Source organism: Cupriavidus sp. OTU4054, from assembly GCF_038440175.1.
Taxonomy (GTDB): domain Bacteria; phylum Pseudomonadota; class Gammaproteobacteria; order Burkholderiales; family Burkholderiaceae; genus Cupriavidus; species Cupriavidus pauculus_D.
The window spans coordinates 155,196-180,538 of record NZ_JASATF010000004.1 but is presented as its reverse complement, the minus strand read 5'-3'; the positions used below and the strand labels follow the sequence as shown (position 1 = coordinate 180,538).

At 67.5% G+C, this 25,343-nt stretch carries 22 protein-coding genes; 13 read left to right on the top strand and 9 right to left on the bottom strand.

The genetic code is table 11. The features are described from left to right. Window positions 1–147 precede the first annotated feature (147 nt). Together AAHB16_RS07290 and AAHB16_RS07285 are read left to right on the top strand one after the other, a co-directional pair. A complete protein-coding gene (locus AAHB16_RS07290; protein ID WP_150371624.1) occupies window positions 148–3,651 on the top strand; it encodes a hybrid sensor histidine kinase/response regulator in 3,504 nt (1,167 codons plus the stop codon). Beyond that, window positions 3,635–4,495 carry a response regulator transcription factor gene (locus AAHB16_RS07285; protein WP_342050493.1) on the top strand — a complete coding sequence of 287 codons (861 nt, stop codon included), beginning with the start codon at window positions 3,635–3,637 and terminating at the stop codon, window positions 4,493–4,495. Before AAHB16_RS07290 ends, AAHB16_RS07285 begins: the two co-directional genes overlap by 17 nt. An 8-nt stretch (window positions 4,496–4,503) precedes the next feature. Here the strand turns inward: AAHB16_RS07285 and AAHB16_RS07280 are convergent, their stop codons facing one another. Next, on the bottom strand, window positions 4,504–4,743 hold the full coding sequence (locus AAHB16_RS07280) for an FmdB family zinc ribbon protein (protein WP_150371625.1): 240 nt from the start codon (window positions 4,741–4,743) through the stop codon (window positions 4,504–4,506). Between the two features lie 129 nt (window positions 4,744–4,872). Between AAHB16_RS07280 and AAHB16_RS07275 the strand changes: the two genes are divergently transcribed. Together AAHB16_RS07275 and AAHB16_RS07270 are read left to right on the top strand one after the other, a co-directional pair. Beyond that, the gene (locus tag AAHB16_RS07275) at window positions 4,873–5,316 is read left to right on the top strand and encodes a MarR family winged helix-turn-helix transcriptional regulator (protein ID WP_342050492.1); all 444 of its coding nucleotides are present in this window, start codon (window positions 4,873–4,875) and stop codon (window positions 5,314–5,316) included. A gap of 51 nt (window positions 5,317–5,367) precedes the next feature. Further along, complete coding sequence (locus AAHB16_RS07270; RefSeq protein ID WP_342050491.1) at window positions 5,368–5,889, top strand: DUF3016 domain-containing protein; 522 nt, start codon at window positions 5,368–5,370, stop codon at window positions 5,887–5,889. A gap of 12 nt (window positions 5,890–5,901) precedes the next feature. Here the strand turns inward: AAHB16_RS07270 and dkgB are convergent, their stop codons facing one another. After that, a complete protein-coding gene (dkgB, locus tag AAHB16_RS07265) occupies window positions 5,902–6,705 on the bottom strand; it encodes a 2,5-didehydrogluconate reductase DkgB (protein WP_342050490.1) in 804 nt (267 codons plus the stop codon). 138 nt (window positions 6,706–6,843) lie between these two features. Here dkgB and AAHB16_RS07260 point away from each other — a divergent pair, with 138 nt between their 5' ends. From AAHB16_RS07260 to AAHB16_RS07235, 6 genes are all read left to right on the top strand, one after another. Beyond that, window positions 6,844–7,767 carry a LysR substrate-binding domain-containing protein gene (locus AAHB16_RS07260; protein WP_150371629.1) on the top strand — a complete coding sequence of 308 codons (924 nt, stop codon included), beginning with the start codon at window positions 6,844–6,846 and terminating at the stop codon, window positions 7,765–7,767. A gap of 51 nt (window positions 7,768–7,818) precedes the next feature. Further along, on the top strand, window positions 7,819–8,463 hold the full coding sequence (gene queE, locus AAHB16_RS07255; RefSeq protein WP_342050489.1) for a 7-carboxy-7-deazaguanine synthase: 645 nt from the start codon (window positions 7,819–7,821) through the stop codon (window positions 8,461–8,463). A gap of 3 nt (window positions 8,464–8,466) precedes the next feature. Next, window positions 8,467–8,943: a 6-pyruvoyl trahydropterin synthase family protein gene (locus AAHB16_RS07250; protein WP_342050488.1), complete on the top strand. Its 477-nt coding sequence runs from the start codon at window positions 8,467–8,469 to the stop codon at window positions 8,941–8,943. Continuing rightward, window positions 8,943–9,482 (top strand): tRNA adenosine(34) deaminase TadA, encoded by a 540-nt coding sequence (gene tadA / locus AAHB16_RS07245; RefSeq protein WP_342050487.1) that lies wholly within the window; start codon window positions 8,943–8,945, stop codon window positions 9,480–9,482. The genes AAHB16_RS07250 and tadA overlap by 1 nt, the downstream gene beginning before the upstream one ends. Then, a complete protein-coding gene (ldcA, locus tag AAHB16_RS07240) occupies window positions 9,479–10,423 on the top strand; it encodes a muramoyltetrapeptide carboxypeptidase (RefSeq protein ID WP_342050486.1) in 945 nt (314 codons plus the stop codon). Before tadA ends, ldcA begins: the two co-directional genes overlap by 4 nt. Window positions 10,424–10,531: 108 nt before the next feature. Continuing rightward, on the top strand, window positions 10,532–12,142 hold the full coding sequence (locus AAHB16_RS07235) for an ABC-F family ATPase (protein ID WP_150371634.1): 1,611 nt from the start codon (window positions 10,532–10,534) through the stop codon (window positions 12,140–12,142). 21 nt (window positions 12,143–12,163) lie between these two features. On the opposite strand, the gene AAHB16_RS07230 is transcribed toward AAHB16_RS07235, so the two are convergent. Further along, the gene (locus AAHB16_RS07230) at window positions 12,164–13,459 is read right to left on the bottom strand and encodes a hypothetical protein (protein ID WP_342050485.1); all 1,296 of its coding nucleotides are present in this window, start codon (window positions 13,457–13,459) and stop codon (window positions 12,164–12,166) included. Between the two features lie 124 nt (window positions 13,460–13,583). Next, window positions 13,584–14,138, bottom strand: a complete 555-nt coding sequence (locus tag AAHB16_RS07225) for a hypothetical protein (RefSeq protein WP_342050484.1) — start codon at window positions 14,136–14,138, stop codon at window positions 13,584–13,586. 213 nt (window positions 14,139–14,351) lie between these two features. Between AAHB16_RS07225 and AAHB16_RS07220 the strand changes: the two genes are divergently transcribed. Together AAHB16_RS07220 and AAHB16_RS07215 are read left to right on the top strand one after the other, a co-directional pair. Continuing rightward, window positions 14,352–15,782, top strand: coding sequence for an aldehyde dehydrogenase family protein (locus AAHB16_RS07220; RefSeq protein ID WP_342050483.1), 1,431 nt, complete (start codon window positions 14,352–14,354; stop codon window positions 15,780–15,782). A 35-nt stretch (window positions 15,783–15,817) separates the two neighbouring features. Continuing rightward, window positions 15,818–18,283, top strand: a complete 2,466-nt coding sequence (locus AAHB16_RS07215; RefSeq protein WP_342050482.1) for a penicillin acylase family protein — start codon at window positions 15,818–15,820, stop codon at window positions 18,281–18,283. Window positions 18,284–18,306: 23 nt separating this feature from the next. Here AAHB16_RS07215 and AAHB16_RS07210 read toward each other — a convergent pair whose 3' ends face one another. Next, window positions 18,307–20,250: a hypothetical protein gene (locus AAHB16_RS07210; protein ID WP_342050481.1), complete on the bottom strand. Its 1,944-nt coding sequence runs from the start codon at window positions 20,248–20,250 to the stop codon at window positions 18,307–18,309. A 121-nt stretch (window positions 20,251–20,371) separates the two neighbouring features. Between AAHB16_RS07210 and AAHB16_RS07205 the strand changes: the two genes are divergently transcribed. Beyond that, window positions 20,372–21,091, top strand: coding sequence for a glutamine amidotransferase (locus AAHB16_RS07205; RefSeq protein WP_150371641.1), 720 nt, complete (start codon window positions 20,372–20,374; stop codon window positions 21,089–21,091). 32 nt (window positions 21,092–21,123) lie between these two features. Here the strand turns inward: AAHB16_RS07205 and AAHB16_RS07200 are convergent, their stop codons facing one another. From AAHB16_RS07200 to AAHB16_RS07185, 4 genes are all read right to left on the bottom strand, one after another. Continuing rightward, window positions 21,124–21,387, bottom strand: a complete 264-nt coding sequence (locus AAHB16_RS07200) for a DUF1289 domain-containing protein (RefSeq protein WP_446718071.1) — start codon at window positions 21,385–21,387, stop codon at window positions 21,124–21,126. A gap of 80 nt (window positions 21,388–21,467) precedes the next feature. Next, entirely contained in the window at window positions 21,468–21,602 is a 135-nt protein-coding gene (locus AAHB16_RS07195; protein ID WP_342050480.1) for a hypothetical protein, read from the bottom strand. Then, complete coding sequence (locus tag AAHB16_RS07190) at window positions 21,599–24,010, bottom strand: hypothetical protein (protein ID WP_342050479.1); 2,412 nt, start codon at window positions 24,008–24,010, stop codon at window positions 21,599–21,601. The genes AAHB16_RS07195 and AAHB16_RS07190 overlap by 4 nt, the downstream gene beginning before the upstream one ends. Continuing rightward, window positions 24,000–25,247 carry a hypothetical protein gene (locus AAHB16_RS07185; protein WP_342050478.1) on the bottom strand — a complete coding sequence of 416 codons (1,248 nt, stop codon included), beginning with the start codon at window positions 25,245–25,247 and terminating at the stop codon, window positions 24,000–24,002. The genes AAHB16_RS07190 and AAHB16_RS07185 overlap by 11 nt, the downstream gene beginning before the upstream one ends. Window positions 25,248–25,343: the final 96 nt, after the last annotated feature.

Below are 25,343 nucleotides of genomic sequence, written 5' to 3'. Positions count from 1 at the left end.
GGCGGATGATGCGGTGCGGCATATGCGCACGCCTATACGTCATTCAACGTACGGATGCGTACGGTGCGACCGTGCATGGAGCGGGGGCCGCTGTCCAAGGCACACAACTTGCATCACGCCCCCGTCCACTCTCTGCCCAGAGCCCACATGTCGAGCGCCACCCAGCCCGTACAGCGCATCAGCAAGATCCGGCGCGACTACAACCGCTGGGTTGCCGACGAAACGCTCGAGGACTACGCGCTGCGGTTTGCACCAAGGTCGTTCCGCAAATGGAGCGCGTTCCGGGTCTCGAATACCGCTTTTGGTGCAGTCGCATTCCTGGCGCTGGAGGCGATCGGCGCCGCCATCACGCTGAGCTACGGTTTCACGAACGCGATGTGGGCCATCGGCGTCGTCAGCCTGGTCATCTTCCTGACCGGCCTGCCCATCTCGTACTACGCGGCCCGCCACGGCCTCGACATGGACCTGCTCGCGCGCGGCGCGGGCTTCGGGTACCTCGGCTCGACCATCACCTCGCTGATCTACGCCAGCTTCACGTTCATCTTCTTCGCGCTGGAAGCGGCGATCATGGCGCAGGCGTTCGAGCTCCTGTTCGGCATGCCAAGGCCGATCGGCTACCTGCTGTCCGCCATCGTGGTCATTCCGCTGGTCATGCACGGCGTGACGCTGCTGTCGCGCATCCAGGTCTGGACGCAACCGGTGTGGCTCGTGTTGCTGGTGTTGCCGTACGCGCTGATTCTCTGGCGCGAGCCGCATCTCTATGGAGAGTTCCTGTCGCTGAACGGCCGGCTGGCCGACGGCGACGGCTTCTCGTGGCACGCGTTCGGCGCGGCGGCCACGGTGGCGGCCGCGCTGATCGCGCAGATCGGGGAGCAGGTGGACTTCCTGCGCTTCATGCCGCCGCTGACCAGGCGCAACCGCGTACGCTGGTGGAGCGCGCTGATCATGGCGGGTCCGGGCTGGATCATCCTCGGCGCGGCCAAGATGGCCGGCGGCGCGTTCCTCGCGTTCGTCGTGCTGCAGGCCGAACTGCCGCTGGCCCACGCGCTGGAGCCCACGCAGATGTATCTGGTGGGCTTTGCCCGGGCATTGGGTGCGGGCTCGCCGGTCTGGCTTGCCGTGGTGCTGACCGGCGTGTTCGTGCTGGTCTCGCAGACCAAGATCAATATCACCAACGCCTACGCGGGTTCGCTCGCGTGGTCGAACGTGTTCGCGCGCCTCACGCATAGCCATCCGGGGCGTGTGGTCTGGCTCGCGTTCAACGTGCTGATTGCCGTGATGCTGATGGCGATGGGCGTGTTCGAGGCATTGGAGCAGGTGCTAGCGCTCTATGCGCACCTGGCCGTGGCATGGGTCGGCGCGATCTGCGGCGACCTCGTCCTGAGCAAGCCGCTCGGTCTGTCGCCGCGCGATATCGAGTTCCGCCGCGCCTATCTGTTCGATATCAACCCGTCCGGCTTCGGCGCGATGATGATCGCGTCCGCGCTGTCGATGCTCGTGCATCTGGGCGCGTTCGGCGATACGCTGCGGCCCGCATCGGTCGCGGTGGGACTCGTGCTGGCCATCGTGCTGCCGCCGCTGATCGCGTGGGCCACGCAGAGCCGCTACTTCATCGCGCGCACGCCCGTGGACTTCGGCGCGCGCCATGCGGTCATCCGCTGTGCGATCTGCCGCAATCCGTTCGAGCGCGAGGATGTGGCCGCGTGCCCCGCCTATCGCGGCCCGATCTGCTCGCTGTGCTGCACGCTCGACGCGCGCTGTGGGGACCGCTGCAAGCCCGGCGCCAGCGCGCCCGAGCAGATTGCCACCGCGCTGACGCGCGTACTGCCGGCCGGCACGCCGCCCGTCATGGCGCGGCGGCTCGGGCAGTTCTGTCTGGTGCTGCTCGGCATGGTGTTCGCGTTCGGCACGCTGCTATGGCTGCTCTATACGCAGGAGCAGCTGTCGAGCCCGCTCGTCGCCGCGTTGCCGCGCGGCGGGCTGTTCATCAAGATCGGCGCGGGGCTCATGCTGTTCTCGGCCGTGGCGGCGTGGTGGCTCGTGCTGGCCAACGAGAGCCGTTCGGTCGCGCAGGAAGAATCGGAGCGGCAGAACATGCTGCTGCAGAAGGAAATCGACGCGCACAGGCAGACCGATGCGCTGCTGCAGAGCGCCAAGGAGGTCGCGGAAAAGGCCAATCAGGCCAAGAGCCGCTTTATCACGGGCATGAGCCACGAGATGCGGGCGGGATTGAACTCGATTCTCGGCTACTCGCAGTTGTTGCTTCGGGCGCCGACGCTGCCGCCCGTGTGCCGCGAGGACGTTCGCACGATCGGGCGCGCGGGCGAGCATCTGTCGAGCCTCGTCGATGGGTTGCTCGAGTTGTCGCGGATCGAAGCAGGAAAGCTACGGCTCGAGCAGGAGGCGGTGGGGCTCGAAGGCCTGTTCGACGATCTCGTACGGATGTTTCGGCCACTGGCCGCCGCGCGCGGGTTGGCCTTTCACTATCGGGTCAGTGGCACATTGCCCGCGCACGTGCATGGCGATTCCAAGCGGCTGCGGCAGATCGTGATCAACCTGGTCAGCAATGCCATCAAGTTCACGGAGCAGGGCGCGGTCACGCTGAGCGTGCGGCACCAGCGCGAGCTTGCGACGATTTCCGTGGAGGACACGGGGCCGGGGATCTCGGCCGAGGATCAGGCGCGCATCTTCGATCCGTTCGAGCGCGGGACGCCGCACGACGATCGGGAAGGCATCGGGCTTGGGCTGGCCATCGTGCGGTTGCTCGCGGATCTGATGGGGGGCGAGATCCGGGTACGCAGCGCGCCGGGAGAGGGCAGCGAGTTTTCGGTGCGGCTGTATCTGCCGGTGGTGTCGGCCACCGCGCCCAAGCCGTCCGCGGTACAGCGGGTGCCGTTGCCCGACGATGCGCGCGTGCTCGTGGTCGATGACCGCGCCGCGCATCGGGCGGTATTGCGGGGCTTTCTCGGGCCGCTGGGGCTGACGGTGCACGAGGTCGGCGTCGGGGCCGAGGTCCTGCCCGCGGTACGGCGCGTGCGGCCGCATCTGGTGTTGCTCGATCTGAATTTGCCCGATGCGTCGGGGTGGGACTTGTGCCGGCATCTGCGCGCGCTGCCCGACGCGCCGCGCGTGGTGATCGTTTCGGCGAATGCGCACGAGAATACCGAGGAGGCGCGTGCCACGCATGGGTATTTTGGCTTTGTCAGCAAGCCTGTGCGGGAGGCGGAGTTGCTCGATACCGTGCGGCGGGCGTTGACCACGGCGATCACCGTCGCCACGCAGGGCGCGAGCCCCCATCGCCCGTCCGCGCGAGCGGGCGCTCCCGCCGCGATGCCCGGCGGCGCGGCGGTGCGCGGGCCAGCGAGCGGGCGCGCTGACGAGCCGGGTAAGCCGGGCGTCGCGCGGACGGGCAGTCTCGATGCCGCGCTGGCGGCAATGCCCGACGGCACGCCGGACGCCGAGCTCGTCCGCGAGTTGCTGCAGATGGGCGCCACCGGCCGCCTGCGCGCGCTCGAAGCCCAATTGACCGAACTGGCCGAGAGTGGCGGCGCCCTCGCGGCGTGGGCATCCCGTATGCTCGCGCTCGCGCGGACCGACGGCCATGCCCTCAACGTTTCCCTAGGCGAGGCTCTCCATGCGACCCGATCCTGAAACCCGTGTCCTGGTTGTGGACGACAACGCCGACGCGCGCGGCTTCCTCACGCGCGCGCTCGGCAGCGAGGCAATGCTCGTGCATACCGCCGCGAGCGGCAATGCCGCGCTCGACGCGCTCGCGCATTTCGCGCCCGACGCGGTGCTGCTCGATGTCGATATGCCCGGCATGGACGGCTTTGCCACCTGCGAGGCGATCATGGACCGGCATGGCGACCTCGCCGTGATCTTCATGACGGGGCTCGGCGACACGGGCCATATCGTGCGGGGCTTCGAGGTGGGCGCGTGCGACTACGTGACCAAGCCCGTGGAAATCGCCGAGGTCGTGGCAAGGGTCCGCTCGCATGCGAGCAAGGCAAGACTGGCCCGCAGCGCGCGGGAGGCGGTATTCGGCAGCACGGTGCCGATGCTCGCGGCGGCCGGCGGGCGCATCGCGTGGGTCAACGCGAGCGCGGTGGCATTGCTGGAAGCGGTGGGCTGGCCGCCATGCAAGGCCAACGACCCGCTGCCCGCGGGGCTGGCCTCCGCGCTCGCGGAGCCGGGGGCGCCATGGCATGGCTTGCGGCTACGGCCGCTGACGGCCGAGACGGCCGACGTGGTGGTGGTGGAACTGGCCCGCGCGGACCTGCCCACGCGCGTGACCGAGGCATCGTCCCTGACGCCGCGCGAGGCGGAAGTCATGCTATGGGTTGCCCGCGGCAAAACCAACCGGGACGTGGCCGAAATCCTCGGCATGAGCCCACGGACCGTGAACAAGCATCTGGAGCATGTGTACGAAAAGCTTGGCGTGGAGACGCGCACCGCGGCGGTGGCGGCCGCGCAGCGGTGCCTGCCGGTGAGCTGACGCAGCGCCTACGACCGCCCGGCCAGTTTCACGCCCCCCGACCCGCATCCGCAGGTCGCGCTATGCATATGCGCGCCCCCGCCATCGAGCGATCCCGCCGTGGTGCCCGCCAGCGACGGCGCCGCGACCAGCGCGCGGGGCGACGCCGCGCCGCAGACCGGGCAGTCGCACGGTTCATCGCGTTCCGAAATGCGCCGCATGCGCGCGAAGTCGCCGCATTCGGCGCAGCGGTAGTCGTAAGTGGGCATTGCGCGTCCGTCGGGGGAACAGGCCACTAGCTTAAAGCAGTCCGCCCCCGTCTTGTCGATTTCGCCATGGCAATTTCGGAAAGACACGATGAAACCGGCCATGCGCGGCAGCCTCCTATAATCGCCGCCATGGAGACGAACCTCGAAAAGCGCTTTGGCTTCCTCGTGGCCGATGTCGGGCGGTTGACCGGCAAGCGGTTCGACGACCTCGCGCGCTCATCGCTGGACCTCACCCGCGCGCAATGCCGCGCGCTGGCCTACCTCTCGCATTACGGGGAGGTCAATCAGGTCAGGCTGGCCGAACTGATGGAAGTGGCGCCGATCTCGGCCGGCCGCCTGCTGGACCGCATGGAAGAGGGCGACTGGATCGCCCGGCGGCCCAACCCCGCCGATCGGCGCGAACGCATGGTGCGCATGACGGACAAGGCCGCGCAGGCGCTCGACCAGGCCCGCCGCGTCGGCGACGTGATCGCGGCCGAAGCGCTGCGCGGCTTCACCCCTCAGGAGTCGGACCAGCTGATTGCGATGCTGCAACGCGTACGCGGCAATCTCGTCGGGATCGTGGAGAGTTGAAAGGTGGCTGGGCTAAGATGCAAGACGCCTCGTCTGCATCAAAGGCATGCCATGCCCAAGATCCTGTCCCTGACCGCCATCGCGACCATCGCAACACTGACGTTCGCGGCGGCAACCTCCGCCACGGCGGCGACCGAGAGCAGCAACCCCGGTGCGCTGACCGTCACGTTCGTCCATCCGGAAGCCTATACGGATGCGTCGCGCACCGAGAACTACGGCAGCGATCCGCACGTGCTCGACGATATCCGCCGGCATCTGGAAAAGCTCGCGGCCCGGCAGCTGCCGCCCGGATACACGCTCGCGATCGACGTGCTCGACGTGGATCTCGCGGGCTATATCGACTGGCGCTACGCCAGCGGCAATATCCGCGTGATCCGCGACGCCACGTGGCCACGCATGACGCTCAGCTACGTGCTGCGGCATGGCGACGACGTGGTGGCCAGCGCGAACGCCCAGCGCATCAACAGCATGAACTTCGCGTGGGGCGTGAACATCTACGGCTACAACGATCCGCTCCGGTACGAAAAGGCCATGCTCGACGAATGGTTCGCGCGCGCGGTGCTGGTGCGTTGACCGTTGCGTCGATCAGTCCCAGCCCGGATTCAGGCTTTCCGGGTTGGCCAGCCGCTCGCCGCGATCGAGCGTGGCGATCGCATCCATCTCCGCATCCGACAGCTTCAGCCGCGCCGCCGCGAGGTTCGCTTCGAGGTTCGCGCGTTTGGTGGACGACGGAATGACCGCATAGCCCTGCTGCATCAGCCAGGCGAGCGCCACCTGCGCCGGCGACGCCTGATGATCGGCGGCAATGCGCTTGAGCACGATGTCGTCCATGACCTTGCCATAGGCCAGCGGCATATAGGCGGTCAGATGGATACCCTGCTCGCGCATGAACGCGGCCAGCGTACGGTTCTGCAGGAACGGATGCACCTCCACCTGATTGGTGGCGATGGCATCCTTGCCGACCACGTCGATCGCCTGTTTCAGCAGCCGGGTCGGGAAGTTGGACACGCCGATCTCGCGCGTCAGGCCCGCTTCGCGGGCGGCCAACAGCGCTTCCATATATTCGGGCAGCGGCACGGCCTGCTTCGGCGACGGCCAGTGGATCAGGGTCAGATCGACCTTGTCGGTGCGCAGCTTTTCGAGGCTGGTCTCGAGGCTCGCGCGCAGCGCATCGCGGCCGAGGTTCTCGGTCCAGATCTTGGTGGTCACGTAAATGTCTTCGCGCGGCACGGCGCTCTCGGCAATCGCCTTGCCGACTTCGGCTTCGTTGCCGTAGATCTGCGCGGTATCGATATGGCGATAGCCGACCTCGAGGCCGGTCAGGACCGAATCGATGACTTGCTGGTCCTTGAGGCGGAAAGTGCCAAGACCGAACTGGGGCATTTGCATGAGAGGCTCCGGGAAGGAAAGGGGATAGCGGCGGAAATCACAGCGTTGCCGTCACTGTCCTCGCAATCGTTTCGCGGAAAAAGCATGTGATTCGAATAAGATATTTGACTATTATTCAAGAATAACGCCGCCCTCCGCATGAAACTCACGCTCGAAGAACTCGCCGCATTCGTGACCGTCGTCGATCGCGGGTCGATCACGGCCGCCGCCGACTCGCTCGACCAGACGGTATCCGGCATCAGCCGCGCACTGTCGCGGCTCGAGGAAAAACTGGAAACCACGCTGCTGCGCCGGACCACGCGCCGGCTGGAACTGACGGAGGAAGGGCAGGCGATGCTCGCCCACGCGCGCGAGATCCTCGCCGCGACCGAGCTGGCCGAAGAGCAGATGGCCCTGCGGCGCCAGAAGCCGGCCGGCCGGTTGCGCGTGAACGCGGCATCGCCGTTCATGATCCATGTGATCGTGCCGCTGGTCGGCGCATTCCGCGCGTGCTATCCCGATATCGAGCTCGAACTCAATACCAACGACCAGATCATCGATCTGCTCGAGCACCGCACCGACGTGGCCATCCGCATCGGCGTGCTGCGCGATTCCACGCTGCATGCGCGCGCACTGGGCACGAGCCAGATCCGCGTGCTCGCGAGTCCGGCCTACCTCAAGCAGCACGGCCGGCCCAAATCCGTGGCGGATCTGGCGAGCCATACGCTGCTCGGGTTCAACCAGCCCGATCATCTGAACCGATGGCCGCTACGCAGCGAAGATGGCGATGGGGTGCAGATCACGCCACATATTTCGGCATCCAGCGGCGAAACCGTGCGCCACCTCGCGCTGGCCGGCCAGGGCATGGCCTGCCTGTCCGACTTTATGACCGAGACCGACCGCCGCGCGGGCAACCTCGTGCAGGTGCTGATGCGCGAGACCGTCGAGGTGCGGCAGTCCATCCACGCGGTCTACTATCTCAATACGCAGTTGTCGGCCCGGATCTCCGTATTCCTCGACTTCCTGTCGCGACACCTCGGGAGCGACTACGTCCCAAGCGTAAACCCTGAGCGACTGGTATAATTTTCGGTTTTTCCGCGATATTTCAGACCCCCCGGGACCGACGCACACTTCATGACTTACGCCGTAAAGGAAATCTTCTACACGTTGCAGGGCGAGGGCGCGAATGCGGGCCGCGCGGCGGTGTTCTGCCGCTTTGCGGGCTGCAACCTCTGGACCGGCCGCGAGGAAGACCGTGCGCGGGCCGTGTGCCAGTTCTGCGATACCGACTTCGTCGGCACCGACGGCACGCGCGGCGGCAAATACCGCACGGCCGACGAACTGGCCGACGTGGTCGCCTCCGAATGGCCGCAGGGCGCCGAGGCCGCCGGTGGCAAGCCGCTCGTGGTGTGCACCGGCGGCGAACCGCTGCTGCAACTCGATGCGCCGCTGATTGCCGCGCTCCATGCGCGCGGCTTCGAGATCGCGATCGAGACCAACGGCACCATCGCGGTCCCCGACGGCATCGACTGGATCTGCGTCAGCCCGAAGATGGGGGCGGAACTCGTCGTCACGAAGGGCGACGAGCTCAAGGTGGTCATTCCGCAGGACGGCCAGGACTTCGCGGCATACGAGCAGCTCGATTTCCGCTATTTCATGGTGCAGGCCATGGATGGCCCGCTGGCACGGCAGAATACGGCTGCCGCGGTCGATTTCTGCCAGCGCCATCCGCGCTGGCGCCTGTCGCTGCAGACCCACAAGCTGCTGGGCATTCGCTGATCCATGACGAAACAAGTCTCCATTACCCGCCGTCTCGAGTTCGATGCCGGCCACCGCATTCCGAGCCATGGCGGCCAGTGCCGCAATATCCATGGCCATCGCTATCGCCTGGACCTGACGCTGTCCGGCGAGGTGCTGCATCTGGAGGGCGCGCCGGACGACGGCATGATCCTCGACTTCGGCGACATCAAGGCGCTGGCGAACGAGCATCTGGTCAACAAGTGGGACCACGCGTTCCTGATCTATCGCGGCGACACCGCGCTGCTGAATTTCCTGCAGACGATGGACAACCACAAGACCGTCGTGATCGAGTCGATCCCGACCGTCGAGAACCTTGCGCAGGAAGCGTTCGATATCCTGGCGCCTGTCTTCAAGGATTGCTTCGGCCACCAGCTGCAGCTCACGCGACTCGTGCTGTTCGAGACGCCGAACTGCTGGGCCGAAGTCAGCGCGCCCGTCAGGCTGCCCGCGCAGGACTGATGACCGCTGACGCTTTCGCCCCCTCTGCCGACGATGCGGCGCGCGATCGCCGCTATATGATGGCGGCGCTCGAGGAAGCGCGGCTGGCCGAGGCGGCCGGCGAAGTGCCCGTGGGCGCGGTGGTGGTGTGGAACGACGACATCATCGCGCGTGGACATAACCTGCCGATCCGTTCGGTGGATCCGTCCGCGCACGCGGAAATGCAGGCCCTGCGCGCGGCCGCGCGCGTGCTCGGCAACTACCGCATGCCCGAGTGCGAGCTCTATGTCACGCTGGAACCGTGCGCGATGTGCAGCGGCGCGATCCTGCACGCGCGGCTGCGCCACGTGGTGTTTGGCGCCACCGATCCGAAGACGGGCGCGGCGGGCAGCGTGGTGGACCTGTTCGCGCAGGCGAGCCTCAATCACCAGACCACGGTCACGCGCGGCGTGATGGCCGACGAGTGCGGCCAGATGCTGCGGGACTTCTTCGGCGCGAAGCGGCGCGCGCAGAAGGCTGCCCAGAAAGCCGCCGCACTCAAGACGGATACCGACGCATGAGCCTTGCCGAGACCGCCGTTCGCCTGATCGCCCCCTCGGGCTACCCGCATGACGACGCCACCGCGGCGCGCGGCTGCGCGTGGCTCGCGGACCACGGCTATCGCGTGACGAACCCGGAGGTCCTCGCGCGCCGGCATTACCGCTTCGCGGGCACCGACGACGAACGTCTGGCGGACCTCCACGCCATCGGCACGGGCGGTGCGCATGAACTCGTGCTCGCGGTGCGCGGCGGCTATGGCATGGCGCGGCTGCTCGATCGCATCGACTTCGCGCGCATTGCCGATCAGGCGCGCGCGACGCAGCCGCTGATCGTCGGGCATAGCGACTTCACGGCCTTCCACCTCGCGTATCTTGCGGCCACCGGCGGCGTCTCGTTCGCCGGGCCGATGCTGCTCGCGGACTTCGGTCCCGAGGCCGTCGATGCCTATATGTGGCGCCATTTCGAGGGCATCCTGCGCGATCCGTCCTACATGATCGATGTGGAGGCGCCCCAGCTGGCCGGGCAACCGTTTTCGGGCGCGATCGAGGGCACGCTGTGGGGCGGCAACCTCGCGATGCTCGGCACGTTGCTCGGTACCCCTTATCTTCCGGCTGACTGTCCCCATATACAGGGAGGCATCCTGTTCCTCGAGGACGTCAACGAGCCGCCATACCGCGTGGAACGGCTGCTGCTGCAGCTGCTGCAGGCCGGCGTGCTCGCGTCGCAGCGCGCGATCGTGCTCGGCGATTTCTCGAACTACCGCACGACCGACTACGACAACGGTTACGACATGGACACCGTGTTCGCGTACGTGCAGGACCGCGCGGGCATCCCCGTGGTCACGGGTCTGCCGTTCGGGCACTGCGCGCGCAAGCTCACGCTGCCCGTGGGCGCGCGGGCACGGCTGAGCGCGCGCGCCGGCGGCTTTTCGCTGGCGTTATCGGGCTATCCGGTGCGCTAGCCACCACTCTGCTTACAGGGCGATCGACCGCGCGAGTGGTAAAATCGTCGTTTATTTTTCCCGGCGGACTGGCGCTGCCGCGCCATCTCTCCATACAAGGTTCCAGACGTGCTTTCTACCGCAAACATCACCATGCAGTTCGGCCCCAAGCCGTTGTTCGAGAATATCTCGGTCAAGTTCGGCGAAGGCAACCGCTACGGCCTGATCGGCGCGAACGGCTGTGGCAAGTCCACGTTCATGAAGATCCTCGGTGGCGACCTCGAGCCGTCGGCGGGCAACGTGATGCTGGAGCCCGGCGTGCGTCTGGGCAAGCTGCGTCAGGACCAGTTCGCGTACGAAGATGCGCGCGTGCTCGACGTCGTGATGATGGGCCACACCGAGATGTGGGCCGCCGCGGCCGAGCGTGACGCGATCTATGCGAATCCGGAAGCGACCGACGACGACTACATGAAGGCCGCGGACCTCGAGGCCAAGTACGCCGAGTACGACGGCTACACGGCCGAAGCGCGCGCCGGCGAACTGCTGCTGGGCGTGGGGATTCCGACGGACCAGCACCAGGGCCCGATGAGCGAGATCGCGCCGGGCTGGAAGCTGCGCGTGCTGCTGGCGCAGGCGCTGTTCTCGAATCCGGACGTGCTGCTGCTCGACGAGCCGACCAACAACCTCGACATCAACACGATTCGCTGGCTCGAGGATGTGCTCAACGAGCGCAACTCGACGATGATCATCATCTCCCACGATCGCCACTTCCTGAACTCCGTGTGCACGCACATGGCGGACATGGACTACGGCACGCTGAAGGTCTACCCGGGCAACTACGACGACTACATGGAAGCTTCCATGCAGGCGCGCGAGCGTCAGGTGGCCGCGAACGCGCGTGCCAAGGACCGCATCACGGAACTGCAGGACTTCGTGCGCCGCTTCTCGGCCAACAAGTCGAAGGCGCGTCAGGCCACGTCGCGTCTGAAGCAGATCGACAAGATCAAGGTCGAGGACATCAAGCCGTCGTCGCGCCAGAACCCGTTTATCCGCTTCGAGTTCGAGAAGAAGCTGCACAACCTCGCCGTGGAAGCGGAAGGCGTGACCAAGTCGTACGATCGCAAGATCCTCAACGACATGTCGATGGCCATCCAGGCTGGCGAGCGTGTGGCGATCATCGGCGAGAACGGCGCGGGCAAGACCACGCTGCTGCGCACGCTGCTGCACGGCGCGGTCAAGGGCGGTGTGCCGTCGGAACGCGGCACCATCAAGTGGGCCGAAAACGCGAACGTCGGCTACATGCCGCAGGATACGTACGAGGAATTCCCGGAAGACCGCGACCTGATGGACTGGATGAGCCAATGGACGCAGGCCGGCGACGACGACCAGTCGCTGCGCGGCACGCTGGGCCGCCTGCTGTTCTCGGCCGACGACATCAAGAAGTCCGTCAAGGTGCTGTCCGGTGGCGAGAAGGGCCGCATGATCTGGGGCAAGCTGATGCTGGGCCGCCATAACGTGATGGCGCTCGACGAGCCGACCAACCACATGGACATGGAGTCGATCGAGTCGCTGCAGATCGCGCTGGACAAGTACGCGGGCACGCTGATCTTCGTCTCGCACGATCGTGAATTCGTCAGCGGCCTGGCCACGCGCGTCATCGAAGTGCGCACCGATGGCACGCTGACCGACTACCTCGGCACCTACGACGAATACCTGCAATCGCAGGGTATCGACGGCTGACCGGCGGCCGCACCGGGCGGACTACGGTTCGTCGTGCGGCACCGTCCGTTGTGCGGGCGATGCGGCGGGCAGATCCTGCCCGATATAAGCCAGCATCGTCGCGCCATGGCCCTGAACATGGTTGACGAAGGCGCGTATGGCAACAGCCGTGGCGCCGCGCACGGCAGCCTGCCGATACGTGACGGGCGTCAATGGCAGGGTGGGGAAAACGTTTCGCGCCGGGACAGCAATGGCGTGAATCTCGGCGACGGTGGGCGCAAAGCGCCCCACGGAGCCGTGCAGTACCGCTTCCACACCCCCCGCGAGGCGCACGATCACATACACATGACGTACCGAGGCCGTTGCCAGCGGCGCGCGCGCGGCTTCGCGCACGTTGGCGGCCTGCTGCCGGGCGACGCCCGCCAGGGTGCGAATCTCTTCGGGGAGGCCCAGATCCCGGTAAGGGGTGAACGGAGCCAGCCGCCACGTATCCATCTGACCCACGATGTACTGCAATACCGGGTGGTCCGAGAACGGCTGTGGCGCGCCCGCCGCGCGCGAGTCGAGGATCTGGGGCGTGAAGCTGTGGGCGAGGTCGGGCTGCCACGCCATGCCGTCCGGCGAGGCGCGCCAGCGTAGCGGCGGCCCCGGCTCGGGCCACGTCCGCCGCAGGTCCCAGCCATACACGGCGATCGATGCCGGGCTATCGACGTCCATACGGACGGCCGGCGGCGGGCCGTAGTGTCGATGCGCATTGGCGGCAGCGGACGGCGGATCGAGGTACCGGTCCACGGCGGTTTCGAGGCCGAGCGCGGCGATGGCGGAGACCGGTTGCCGCATGCGTGGATCGGACGCCGGGGTGACGCTGACATGGGGCACGGGCCCGTCGTCCGGCCGCAGCGTGCCGCGGACCGCCTCGACAAGCCCGATGCGCATGGCCGGCGGCAGATCGTCAAAGGGCACGTCGCCATTGCGCGCATCGCTGACGACCTGATCGAACCGGCGCGTGTCCCATCGGTAGTCCGGCGTGCTCCACCAGGGACGAATGATTTGCCCGAACAGCGCGAGGACCCATGCCACGCGTCTGGCGCAGGCGACGACGGGCAGGTCGGCGCCTAGCAGGCGCCGGCCGTGTGGGTGCGGGGCATCGCAGGCGGCAGGCGTGCCGGGGTGACTGGCTGGCGCCGTGCAGGCGATATCGAGAAACAGATGGACGGCCGCGCGTTGTGCCGGCGGGCAGCTTGCCGGTGGACTGGCATGCGCGGGAGTGGGGGCGGCGCCTGTCGAGGCGGCCGCTAGCAGCAGGATTGGCAGGCAGGCGTGCGGGCGGGTGGGCATAGGCCCACAGTACGCACGCGCGCCGCCACCCGCTATCGTAACGGCTCGAAACTGGCGAAACTGGCCAAACGCGCGAAGGGCGTCGGGGCACGGCCCCTATCGCACGACCCCTATCGCACCACCCCTACCGCACCACCCCTAACACGCCGCGCTGCGCGAGCAACTGATCGAGCTCCGCGATGATCGCGTGCGCGGTCAGGTCGCCTTTGGCCTTCTGCAACGCCACGCCGAGCGTGTCGCGCAGCGCGGCCAGCTCCACGAGTGTCGCTGCTTTTTCCACCTTGACCTGCAGCACGTAGCCGCGCAGGCCCAGGTGGTGGCCGATGACATCGGTGTAGAAGTGATAGAGCTCGCGATATCCGTCGCCGCCCGCGACGTCGGCCGCCGATGTCTGCATGCCGACCGGCGCGGCGGAGGTGGCCGCGGTGGCAAGCGCGGCAACCGGTGCGGCCTCGGCCGTCGCGGACCCTTCGGATGGCGCGATCAGGCCGAGCGACAGCAGCGTATCGAGGGCCTCCTGTCCCACGCCCATGCCCGCCACCTGATCGAGCAGCGCCGACTGGCTCCGTTCCCCATTCACGATCAGCAGCAGCGCGCGCAGCTTGTGATCGAGCTTCCGGCCGCGCGTGCGAATTTCTTCCTGTCCCGCTTCCGTCTTGTGAAACACCGGGTTGACCATGTCCCCTCCTTGACCCAATCCCGCCTGATCCCGTTATCTGGTTCTCATGACTCTTGTTTGCTCGCATGATCGCATCGTGCGGGCACGGTGTGCCCTCCCGGTTTGCCCGCCCCCCGAAAGTGGGATGTGCCAATCCGCTCTACAATGGCGCGTACGACGCAAATTGATCAAAAATATTGCAAACGCCTATTCACCTCTGGGAGAACTGTGGCCATGCAGCAACGAGACAAGCTTTTTATCAACGGCAGCTGGATCGCGCCGCACGGCTCGGGCCTGATCGACGTCATCCAGTCGAGCGACGAGACGGTGATGGGCCGGATTCCCGAAGGCCATGCGCGCGACGCCGAGGATGCGATCGCGGCCGCGCGTGCCGCGTTCGACGGCTGGGCCGCGACGCCCGTGGCGGTGCGCGCCGGCTATCTGCGCAAGATCGCCGAAGGCCTGCGCGAGCGGACCGATGAACTGGCCCGCCTGATCGCGGGCGAGGTCGGCATGCCGCTCAAGCTATCGCGCGCGATTCAGGTAGGCGGGCCCGTCTACAACTGGAGCCAGGCCGCCACGCTGCTCGAGACGTTCGCGTTCGAGGCGCAGGTGGGCAACTCGCTCGTGGTGCGCGAGCCCGTGGGCGTGGTGGCGGCCATCACGCCGTGGAACTTCCCGCTCAACCAGATCACGCTCAAGGTCGCGCCCGCGCTGGCCGCGGGCTGCACGGTCGTGCTCAAGCCGTCGGAGGTGGCGCCGCTCAATGCGTTCGTGCTGGCCGAGGTGATCGAGGTCGCGGGCCTGCCGCCCGGCGTCTTCAACCTCGTGAGCGGCTACGGTCCGGTCGTCGGCGAGGTGCTGGCCAGCCATCCCGAGGTCGATATGGTGTCGTTCACGGGGTCCACGCGCGCGGGCAAGCGCGTATCCGAACTGGCCGCGCAATCGGTCAAGCGCGTGGCGCTGGAGCTCGGTGGCAAGTCCGCCTCGGTGATCCTTGACGATGCAGATTTTGCGCAAGCGGTGAAAGGCACCGTCAACGCGTGCTATCTCAACTCGGGGCAGACCTGCTCCGCGCACACGCGCATGCTCGTGCCGCGCGCGCGTTACGACGAGGTGCGCGAGATCGTGCGCAAGGTCGTGGCGGGCTTCACGGTGGGCGACCCGCTCTCGGACGCGGCCAAGCTCGGTCCATTGGTATCCGCCGCGCAGAAGCAGCGCGTGGTCAGCTATATCCAGCGCGGCCTCGATGAAGGCGCGGAGCTCGTGGCGGGCGGCCCCGAGAACCCCGACGGCCTCGACCAGGGCTTCTACGTGCGGCCGACCGTGCTCGGCAACGTCGATCCGAAAGCCACGGTCGCGCAGGAGGAAATCTTCGGGCCGGTGCTGTCGATCATCTGCTACGACACCGAGGACGACGCGGTGCGCATCGCCAACGACAGCGTGTACGGACTCGGCGGCGGCGTATGGTCGGGCGACGAGGACCGCGCGCTGCGCGTGGCGCGGCGTCTGCGAACGGGGCAGGTCGATATCAACGGCGGGCCGTTCAACATGAACGCGCCGTTCGGCGGCTTCAAGCAGTCCGGCAACGGACGCGAAGGGGGCGTCTACGGGCTCGAGGAATTCCTCGAGTACAAGTCGCTGCAACGCAGGGCAACTGTCTGAGCGGTCGGACCGATCGGACCGGGCAAGGATCGCGCATGCGCTGGATCAAACGGCTGGGATGGGTACTGGTCTCGCTGCTGGTGATCGCGACGACCGCGCTCATCGGCGGCTACGCGTGGTACCGGCAGGCGTCGCAACCCGATACGGCCGGCACGCTCAGGCTGGCCGGGCTGCGCGAACGCGTGGTGATCGTGCGAGACCGCAACGCGGTGCCGCGCATCGAGGCGAGCAACGCGCTGGACGCCTACTACGCGCTCGGTTTCGCCCATGCGCAGGACCGGCTCTGGCAGATGCAGATGAACAAGCGCATCGTCGCCGGGCGCGTGGCCGAACTCGTTGGCGAGAAGGGCCTCGAGACCGACCGCTTTCTGCGCACGCTTGGCATCCGGCGCAATGCCGAGGCGATCGTCGCGCAGGCATCCCCCGAGGTACGCGCGATCCTGCAGGCATATGCCGATGGCGTCAACGCGTATATCGACACGCGCAGGGGACCGCTGCCGCCCGAATTCCTGATCCTGCGCGCGCAGCCCGAGCACTGGGAACCGGCCGATACCATCGGCTGGCAGACGATGATGGCGTGGGACCTCGGCGGCAACTGGACGCAGGAGGTGCTGCGCATGGGGCTCGCGCAGCAGCTGTCCACCGCGCGCATTGCCGAAATTCTTGCGCCGTACCCCGGCGACGCGCCGCTGCGCACGATGGACTATGCCGCGCTCTATCGCCGGCTGGCACCGCTGGCCACGGCGATGGCAAGCGTCGTACGGCAGGCGCCGTCCGGCTATGTCGAGGGCATGGGCTCCAACAACTGGGTCGTGTCCGGCGCGCATACGCGTTCGGGCAAACCGTTGCTGGCCAACGATCCGCATCTGGGATTGCAGGCACCGGCGCTCTGGTATTTCGCGCGCATGCGGGCGCCGGGGCTCGACGTCACGGGTGCCACGCTGCCCGGTGCGCCGATCGTCGTGCTTGGGCACAACCGCCGCATCGCGTGGGGCTTCACCAATACCGCGCCCGATGTGCAGGACCTGTATATCGAGCGCATTCAGCCCGGCCGCCCCGATCGCTATCAGACGCCCGACGGATGGGCCGCGTTCGAGACGCGTACCGAGACGATCCGGGTCAAGGACGCGCCCGACGTCACGCTGACCGTTCGCACGACGCGCCATGGCCCCGTGATCTCCGACGTGACCGCGCCGGTCGCCGCCGCGGCCAAGCCGCTGGGCGCGCAGTATGTGGTCGCGTTCCAGTGGACGGCGCTGCGGCCCGACGACCGGACGTTCGAGGCGAGCTACAAGCTTGGGCTGGCCACCAACTGGGATACCTTCGTCGCGGCGCTGCGCAACTTCCATGCGCCGCAGCAGAACATCGTGTATGCGGACGTCGATGGCAATATCGGCTTTATCGCGCCGGGCAGGGTGCCGCTGCGCCGTGCCGACAACGACCTCATGGGGCTCGCGCCCGCGCCGGGATGGGAGGCGCGCTACGACTGGCAGGGCTTCGTGCCGTTCGACGCATTGCCGCGCAGCTTCAACCCGCCGGAAGGCATGATCGTCACGGCCAACCAGAAGATCGTCGGCAAGGACTATCCGTACTTCCTCACGAGCGAATGGACGGTGCCGTATCGCTACGATCGTATTCGCGCGCTGCTCGGCGCGACGCCGCGCCATACGATGGACAGTTTTGCCGCGATCCAGCGCGATGTGGTCTCGCCGGCCGTGCGCGAAGCGCTGCCGTTGCTGCTGGCCGCGCCCGTCGCGAGCGATGCGGGGCTGCCCGCGCGCGAGCGCGCGCTGGTCGACGATCTGCGCAAATGGGACGGCAATATGCTGGCCAATCGCCGCGAACCGCTCGTGGTCACCGCATGGCTGCGCGAGCTGTCGCGGCTGATGTTCCAGGACAAGGTCGGCGACGCGCAGTTCCAGCGGCTGTGGGAGCAGCGTAACGTGCAGCAGCCGATGATGAACGCGCTGCGCGATCCCAACGGCCTCGGCGCGTACTGGTGCGACGACACGCGTACGCCGGATCGCGAGACGTGCGCCACGACCATCGGCCTTGCGTGGGCGCGGGCGGTGGCCGATCTCGATGCCCGCTACGGCAGCGACGCCGCCAAGTGGAACTGGGGCCACGCGCACACCGCGCGCGCCGAGCACAAGCCGTTCGGCAAGGTGCCTTACCTGTCGAGCCTGTTCAATATCCGCGTGCCGACCGGTGGCGATACCTACACGATCGACGTGGGCCGTCATAGCCTGCGCGACGAGCGCGCGCCATTCGAGAGCACCCATGCGGCGAGCCTGCGCGCGATCTACGATCTGTCCGATCTGCAGGCATCGCGCTTTATGAGTTCCACGGGGCAATCGGGCAATGCGCTCTCGCCGAACTATCGCGACTGGACCGATAAATGGGCCGCCGTGCAATCGATCGTGATCGGCGGCCGCGAGCCCGCGGGCGGGAAGGTATTCGAGACGCTCGTGCTGCAGCCGCGCCAGGCGGCTGCCCAATAGCGCAAGGCGTACGTCGCCGCGTCTCATTCCCTGATGTTACCCGTGCGGTAAAAACCGGCGTCCACCTTTACCAGCGCCGAAGGCTCGGTGATCGCGGTGGACGTCACGCGTTGCAGGCCATGTGCGCGGCTGTACTCGAGTAGCTGCTGCAGTGCGTAGGCGCCCGCGCCGCGCAGCGCGCCCTCGGCGTCCGGCGTGATGACGTTGTCCGGCGCGCTGAGGGAATCGACGATACGCATGGTTTCGCTGTCCCCGTCGCGCTCAGTGCCGCGCCGCCCCTGCTGGATCGAGACGATGACGCCGCCATGCCGGACGACCACGAAGACCGTGCCGTCGCTGGTGCCGCCATGCGCGTCGCCATTGATATTGAAGGCGATCGAGACGGCGGCGCGGAGCAGGTCCTGGCGTTGCCGCTCGGCGCAGGGGATCAGCCCGCTCCGCGGCATCGTGCGCGCATACGCGGCATACCGTTTATGCCATGCATCGGTCGTGTTGATGATCTCCACCAGCGCGGCAAGATCGTCGGTATCGACGATCGTATGCGTGAAGGCGCCCGATTCCACCCACGTGCCGTGCTGCCGGATGCGCGGAACGATCGCCCGCGGCGTATAGCCTGCGAGGTCGATCGCGTACCGGCCGACCATGGCGGTGCGCGCGCGCGCCGCCATCGACGCGGGGGTCGCCGACGTGGCGGTGCAGCTTGCCGCCGAGGTAGATGGCGAGGCGGACGAGGCGGACGAAGAAGCGGACGAAGAAGCGGACGAAGAAGCGGACGAAGAAGCGGACGAAGAAGCGGACGACAGTGGCGACCACGCGCCCAATGTCCCGAGCGCGGCGTTCGCGCGGTGAAACGCGCTCAGCGCGTCGGTGCGGCGCGTGTCGGTCGTGCCGGTCTGGTGCAGCACCGCGCCGACAAAGGCCGTGATGTCCTGCGTGTTCGCTGTGGTTTCGCCCACGCTGCCCCCACCGAGCACGTTGTCGATCGTGCGCGTGAAATGCGCGAGATCCCATTGGCGCGGGAATAGCACCTGATACAGCGTCACGATCAGCGTCGCGCGCGACAGGCAGGCGAGCGAGGGCACCGTGTCGCGTTTCATCCGCGGCGCGGCGGCGTAGTCGAGCGGGAAGCCACACGCATAGGCACCCGCCATCAGTCCCAGGGGATTGCGCCCATTGGCGAGGACGCTCACCAGATGGGCCGGTGGCAGGGCATCGCCGTCAGGCGTGACCGGTGCGGGCGGTGCGGTCGGCGCCAGCGCCGGTTGCGCGGCCTTGCCGCACAAGCCCAGGAAGTAATTGACGACGTGAATCAGTTCGGGCGCCGCGTCGCAGGCAATATCCCGTCGCGGGCGATGCGCGGGCAAGTCCTCGTCCCGCGCGCTGCGGAGGATCGTATCCGTCAGCAATGGCGCGCCGCGGTTGGCAGCCGTCTCGGGAACATACATGGACAGCCGCTCGGTCGGCGATTTCGGCCACGGCAGGCTCACGATCGGCGAAGACCGCAGGTAACCGCGTTTGGCATCGCTTTCGATCAATTGCAGATCGGTCGAACGGCCTTCACCGACGCTCAGCGCCACGCTGATATAGCGGGTGCCCGGCAGATAGCGCAGGTGTGACTGGATGCGCCGGGGTGCGCCGGCGATCAGGCTGACGTGGCGCTCGCCAAATGCGATCTGGACATCGTCGCCGTAGTCGAGCCGAAAGACGCGGCCCGCTTCAAGATCGTACGCGAGCAGCAGCTCTTTCGGCTGTGGATCCGTCCAGGCAGCGCCGAACGGCGACGACAGGTCGATGGTTTCGGCGAATGCTGGCGCCATCAGGCTTATTGCGGCCCCCAGCGCAACCACCATCGCGGTCCTCGGTGTGGTTCTCAGCGTGGTCTGCATTGCGACCCGCGACGCCATACGGCGGGCCATGGGCAATCGTGTTTTCATGCGCGGTCTCGGTGGTTGACGCGCACTCAGCATAAGAAAAGGCCTGCCGCCGACCTATCGCCTTCCTACGAAAGTTGCGGTCGCGCCGGCCGATACAGGCGAGATACAAAGATGTGGCACCATGACACTTTTTACGCAACCTGGAGTCACTACGATGGACCAGATCCGGCGGACCCTGCGCACCGATGTCATCCAGCATGTCGCCTTCGAGCATCCGGGCGTGATCGGCGATGTCCTGCAGGCGCGCGGTCATGCGTTGCGCGTGTTTCAGGCTGGCGTGGACGACCTGTCGCCGGTCGTGGCCGATCCGGCCGATCTGCTGCTGGTACTCGGTGGCCCGATCGGGGTCTATGAGTCGGACGTGTATCCGTGGCTCGATGCCGAGGTGGCCGTCATCGCCGAGCGGTTGCGGGCCGGTGGCGCGGTGATTGGCGTGTGCCTGGGCGCGCAGCTGATTGCGCGCGCATCGGGTGCGAAGGTCTATCCGGGGACGCGCGAGATTGGCTGGGCGCCCATCACGCCGACGGAGGCGGGCCGGGCGTCAGCGCTGGCCGCGCTGGGCGCGGCGGACTGGCAGGTGCTGCACTGGCATGGCGATACGTTCGATCTGCCCGAAGGGGCCACGCTGCTGGCATCGACGGATGCCGTCAAGCATCAGGCGTACGCGATCGGCGATCGGGTGCTGGCGTTGCAGTTTCACCCGGAAGTGCGCGCGGGCGATATCGAGACCTGGCTGATCGGGCATACGGTCGAACTCGGCAAGGCCGGGATCGATCCGCGCACGATCCGCGCGCGGACGCGCGAGATTGGGGAGTCGGTGGCCGCCGCCGGGGCGACGATGTTTGCGCGCTGGCTGGAGCAGGCGGGACTGTAGGCGCCGCCGACTGGTGTCGCTGCTGGTGCTGCTTACCGGAACCGCTTGCCGGTTCCCTCGGCGGTAATCCGCGCCCAGATCACGCGCTTTTCTTCTTCGCTGAAGAAAACCCAGTTGCTCACCTCGGCGGCCGTGCGGCCGCAACCCTGGCAAATTTCGTCGAACAGCGTCGAACAGATGCCAATGCACGGGCTATCGGGCCGATCGGGCGCGAGGCCTCCGTCGGCATCGGCTTCAACATCGGCTTCGGCAGCGAGGGGCGTGGACAGGGCGGGGTCGGAAGGCAGGGCGGACATGCGGGCTATCGTCAGGCAACAGGCAGGCATTATACGGGCTCGGTCCGCGGCGCCTCCCGACGGCCATGCGCCGGAAGCGGTCAAATGCCCGCGATTGCGCCATGGCGTGCGGCGTCACCCATCGCGCGGTCGCCCATCACGCGCTCACCCATCGCGCGCTCACCCATCACGCGCTCACCCATCGCGCGGTCACCCATCACGCGGTCACCCATCACGCGGGCGGCTCGGTCCGGACCTCCGCGAGGTCGTCCAGTAATCGAAAGCCCGCGCGCTGATGGATCGTGGCGCTCGGTTCCGTGACCGCTTCGACGCGCACCGCGGTCATGCCACGCGCCTGGCAATACCGCAGAAACGCCTGCAAGGCCGCGCTCCCCGCGCCCCGCACGGCGCCATCGCCATGGGGCGGCAGGACATTGGCCGGCGCGCTGACCATCAGCGTGATCTCGGCCTCCAGCGATCCATGCCGCGGAATCGTGCCAAGCAGCATGGCGGCCGGGACCCCTCGATATCGCACCAGCATGACGACGTTTTCCTCGCCGTCGTCGTCGCGTACCGCCGCCTCGATGCCCATGGCGGCCGAGAGGCCGGTCGAGGCCAGGAAGTCGCGCACGGTGTAGCCGTCGCTATCGGGGCAATCGTCGGCAAGCGCGGTGCGCAGGGCGTCGGGTCGCATGGCGAGCAGATACTCGCGTTGCCAGGTGTGCGCGATGTCGATGACCTGCCGCTGGCGTCCCATCTGACCGGCCTGCACCTCCGTGACCTCGAACGCGTCCTCCGCTTCGGTCCATTTGCCGTTGCGCCGCACGCGTGGCCGGACGTCCATCGGCGCGTATCGGGTCAGGTCGAGGTCGTACCGGCCCAGCGCGGCCCAGCGCAGGGCGGCGATCGACCGCTTGACGCCACCGCAGATGCCGGACGCGGATGTCTCGCCGGCGTGGCCCATCGCCGTTGCCCCCTCCATGTTCATCGTGCGCGCCACCGAGTAGGCACGGACCAGATTGGCATGATGGAATGCGGCCAGCGCTTCCGCGCGCCGCGTGTCTTGCGGACCGGTCTGCCAGCGCACAGCCTCGATCAGCGTCTGTTCGGCGCTGACGTCCATCGTCCGGAGTCCGGTCGTGCCGCGCGCGAGGATATTGTCGATCACGGCGGTAAAGGCATCGAGGCGCCAGAGATCCTCGTACAAGACCTGGTACATCGTCACGATGGTCATGGCCCGGCTGACGCAATAGTCCTTGCCCGGCAGGCCGAGCGGGCGGCGTCCGCTCATCAGCGGGATGCGGCATGCGCGCTGTGCGGCGGCCACGGCCATCGGGTTGCCGTTCAGGCCGATATTGGTCAGCAGCAGCGCATCCGCGGGCGGCGGTGCCAGGGGCAGCGGCGAGCGCGGCAGTGCCGTCTGCGTCGGCGGCACCGGCAACGGCGCGATGGGCTGCGACGGCTCGGTGGTGCTGTCGTTGGCGCTGTCGTTGGTCGTGTCGTTGGCCGCGTCATGACACTGCTTGAGGGCGATTCGCTCGCAGTGCGCCGCGCGCACACCCCGGTCATGGAAGGGACCGACCTCGAACAGCAGGTTCTCGAGCCGCACGGCCTTGGCGAACGACGCATTGCGGACCGATAGCACGGCATCCACGGGCTCGTCCCACGGGACATCGAGCCACGGTGTGGCCCCGATCAGGGCGTACTCCGCGCTCAACTGCATGACCATCACGGAGGCCGTATGTCCGGGCCGCAGTTCCATGGTGAACGCGTAGTAGCGCGTGCGTTTGTCGGACGGGAGCGACGCCATCGGGGCGATGGGATCGAGCATGCGTGCCACGGCGGACTGCTTGCGCATGCGCACCGAGATGCGCGCGCCGTATGTGACCTCGATATCGCGGCCCGGATCGGCGTCGAAGAGCATCATCACATACGGATTGCCATTGCCCGGGAACATATGCGGGCCGAAGATCGATGCCAGGTCGTAGGCGTCGCCGGCCGGAATGACCACGGGCCCGAGCACCGGCGGTGGCTTCATGCGCGCGACATGGACCGAGCGGATGCGCTGGAGCATGTCGGCGCGCTGGAGGGCCTTGCCATCGAGGCTGCCGCGGAACGTCGCCATGGCGCCACGTCCCCGGAAATCCGTGAACGCATTGACGGTGAGCTGACTCGGGATGCGCATCGAGGACGCGAATGCAAAGAGGTCCGGCGTGTAGGTGCGCAGCGGCCCCGGGGGAAAGCACAGGCGCTTGCTCCTGAGCCGGGTGCCGCGATAGAAGCAGGCGGCCGGGAATACGGCCAGTACCGTGGCCGACGCCGGCGTCATGCCGCGCGCCTGTAGCGCCGACTCGCCGAGCGTGCCCCGCAACGCCCATATGGCGCCGTCGAAGGTCTCTTCGTCGGACACGTAGGCGACGGATCCCGGCGCCACCTCGATTTTGCCGATCGGGTAGTGGCCCGGCGCCTTGGGCAATCTTGCGTGCCGCGCCCGCAGGATGCCGTCGTCGGGTACGCACAGATACGGGTCGGTGGCCGCCTCGGTCTCGTACAGGCAGGCCTCGCCATGGCTCGCGGTGGGCAGCACGGCAAGTACCATGACGATCAGTGCGAACAGGGCGGCGCGCATGGCGTCAGGGCGCATCGGAAACTTCCGATGGGGGCGGTGGGGCCGAGGAGACCAGCGCGTTCCATTCGAAGCGATGGATCACCGGCGCCAGCGCAAGCGCGCCCTTTGCCGTGTTCCGCACCGAAAGCAACGCGTGAGCCGGCGCGGCGTTTGGCTCCTGCACGAGTTGCGTGGCGATCGGTGTCTCGCGTCTGTCCGACTGGATGATCTGGGCCAGCAGATCGGTACCGCCCGCCGTGGCGCCGATCTCCAGCGTGAGATAGCGGGTGCGCGCGTCGAAGCGGCGGTATTCGTCACGACGGGGGCGGCCGGTCGACACGATCATGCGGCCATTGCGTATATCCAGCCGCAGCACGCCGCCGTAGTCCACAATAAAGCTGCGGCCTGCCGCCAGAACGAACGTCAGGCGCGTATGGCCGGGCGTGCCCGGCGCCGCGCCCCGCACGGCATCGAGATCCCACGCATCGCTGGCCGCCACGGCACACCGCGCCGTGCACGCGGGGCGCGTGCGCAGGACCTGGACCGCGCGAATCGCGTCGTGGAGGCCGTCGCGCCGCAGCATGTCCGCATCGACATCGTCACGATACAACGCCGACTTGCCGATGCCGCTGTCGCTCCGGAACACGGCGACACTGTAGCCCGGCGGCACACGCACCGAAGAGACCGAGGAATCGAGCCTGGCGAGGCGCCTGCGCAGCGGTCCGGGCCCGAGGCACTGCGCCTTGCCGGCAAACGCGTCGTGTTCGTGGAAGCAGGCCATCTGGACCACGCGCGCCGACGCCAGCGTATGTCGCTGGATGCCTTGTGCGCGGAGTTCGGGGCCCTGCAGGGACCGCCGCAGGCGCCAGATGCGTCCGTCGAAGTGCGTGGCATCGGTGACGATCAGGTCCTGGCCGGGCGCCACCTCGACGCGGTTGACCGGATAGGGATGCGCGGTGTCGGGATGTCCCATCGACAGATCCACGCTCTCGTCGGCACCGAGGCAGATGCGGGCGGGGGTGCCGGCGCCCGCGCCGTAGAAGCCCGTATCGCTGGCGATCAGGCAGCTTTTGGCGGGAAGCTCGCCGAAGTCGGCGGCCTCGGTCGCCCCGGCGGCTTCGGCCGATGCCGGTGGGCCATAGGACGTGCACAGGGCCAGCGCGGCCAGCCATGCAAGGCGTCTGGGTGAGCGTTCGGGTGAGCGTTCGGTTGATCGCCCGGTTGAGCGTCCGGTTGAGCGTCCGGTTGAGCAGGGGAGTAGCGGGCGGATCATCGTCGCATCGGTCCGTGGCGGGTCTGGATGGATCCAAACTAACGCCGCCCCGGACGAAGCGAAATCGCCGATGCGCGAAATCTTCCCCCTCCCGCG

Bases quoted from the DNA above. Each gene is read 5' to 3' on its own strand.
- AAHB16_RS07290 (WP_150371624.1), top strand. From the start codon at position 148: ATGTCGAGCGCCACCCAGCCCGTACAGCGCATCAGCAAGATCCGGCGC.
- AAHB16_RS07285 (WP_342050493.1), top strand. From the start codon at position 3,635: ATGCGACCCGATCCTGAAACCCGTGTCCTGGTTGTGGACGACAACGCC.
- AAHB16_RS07280 (WP_150371625.1), bottom strand. From the start codon at position 4,743: ATGCCCACTTACGACTACCGCTGCGCCGAATGCGGCGACTTCGCGCGC.
- AAHB16_RS07275 (WP_342050492.1), top strand. From the start codon at position 4,873: ATGGAGACGAACCTCGAAAAGCGCTTTGGCTTCCTCGTGGCCGATGTC.
- AAHB16_RS07270 (WP_342050491.1), top strand. From the start codon at position 5,368: ATGCCCAAGATCCTGTCCCTGACCGCCATCGCGACCATCGCAACACTG.
- dkgB (WP_342050490.1), bottom strand. From the start codon at position 6,705: ATGCAAATGCCCCAGTTCGGTCTTGGCACTTTCCGCCTCAAGGACCAG.
- AAHB16_RS07260 (WP_150371629.1), top strand. From the start codon at position 6,844: ATGAAACTCACGCTCGAAGAACTCGCCGCATTCGTGACCGTCGTCGAT.
- queE (WP_342050489.1), top strand. From the start codon at position 7,819: ATGACTTACGCCGTAAAGGAAATCTTCTACACGTTGCAGGGCGAGGGC.
- AAHB16_RS07250 (WP_342050488.1), top strand. From the start codon at position 8,467: ATGACGAAACAAGTCTCCATTACCCGCCGTCTCGAGTTCGATGCCGGC.
- tadA (WP_342050487.1), top strand. From the start codon at position 8,943: ATGACCGCTGACGCTTTCGCCCCCTCTGCCGACGATGCGGCGCGCGAT.
- ldcA (WP_342050486.1), top strand. From the start codon at position 9,479: ATGAGCCTTGCCGAGACCGCCGTTCGCCTGATCGCCCCCTCGGGCTAC.
- AAHB16_RS07230 (WP_342050485.1), bottom strand. From the start codon at position 13,459: ATGCCCACCCGCCCGCACGCCTGCCTGCCAATCCTGCTGCTAGCGGCC.
- AAHB16_RS07225 (WP_342050484.1), bottom strand. From the start codon at position 14,138: ATGGTCAACCCGGTGTTTCACAAGACGGAAGCGGGACAGGAAGAAATT.
- AAHB16_RS07220 (WP_342050483.1), top strand. From the start codon at position 14,352: ATGCAGCAACGAGACAAGCTTTTTATCAACGGCAGCTGGATCGCGCCG.
- AAHB16_RS07215 (WP_342050482.1), top strand. From the start codon at position 15,818: ATGCGCTGGATCAAACGGCTGGGATGGGTACTGGTCTCGCTGCTGGTG.
- AAHB16_RS07210 (WP_342050481.1), bottom strand. From the start codon at position 20,250: ATGCTGAGTGCGCGTCAACCACCGAGACCGCGCATGAAAACACGATTG.
- AAHB16_RS07205 (WP_150371641.1), top strand. From the start codon at position 20,372: ATGGACCAGATCCGGCGGACCCTGCGCACCGATGTCATCCAGCATGTC.
- AAHB16_RS07200 (WP_446718071.1), bottom strand. From the start codon at position 21,387: ATGTCCGCCCTGCCTTCCGACCCCGCCCTGTCCACGCCCCTCGCTGCC.
- AAHB16_RS07190 (WP_342050479.1), bottom strand. From the start codon at position 24,010: ATGCGCCCTGACGCCATGCGCGCCGCCCTGTTCGCACTGATCGTCATG.
- AAHB16_RS07185 (WP_342050478.1), bottom strand. From the start codon at position 25,247: ATGATCCGCCCGCTACTCCCCTGCTCAACCGGACGCTCAACCGGACGC.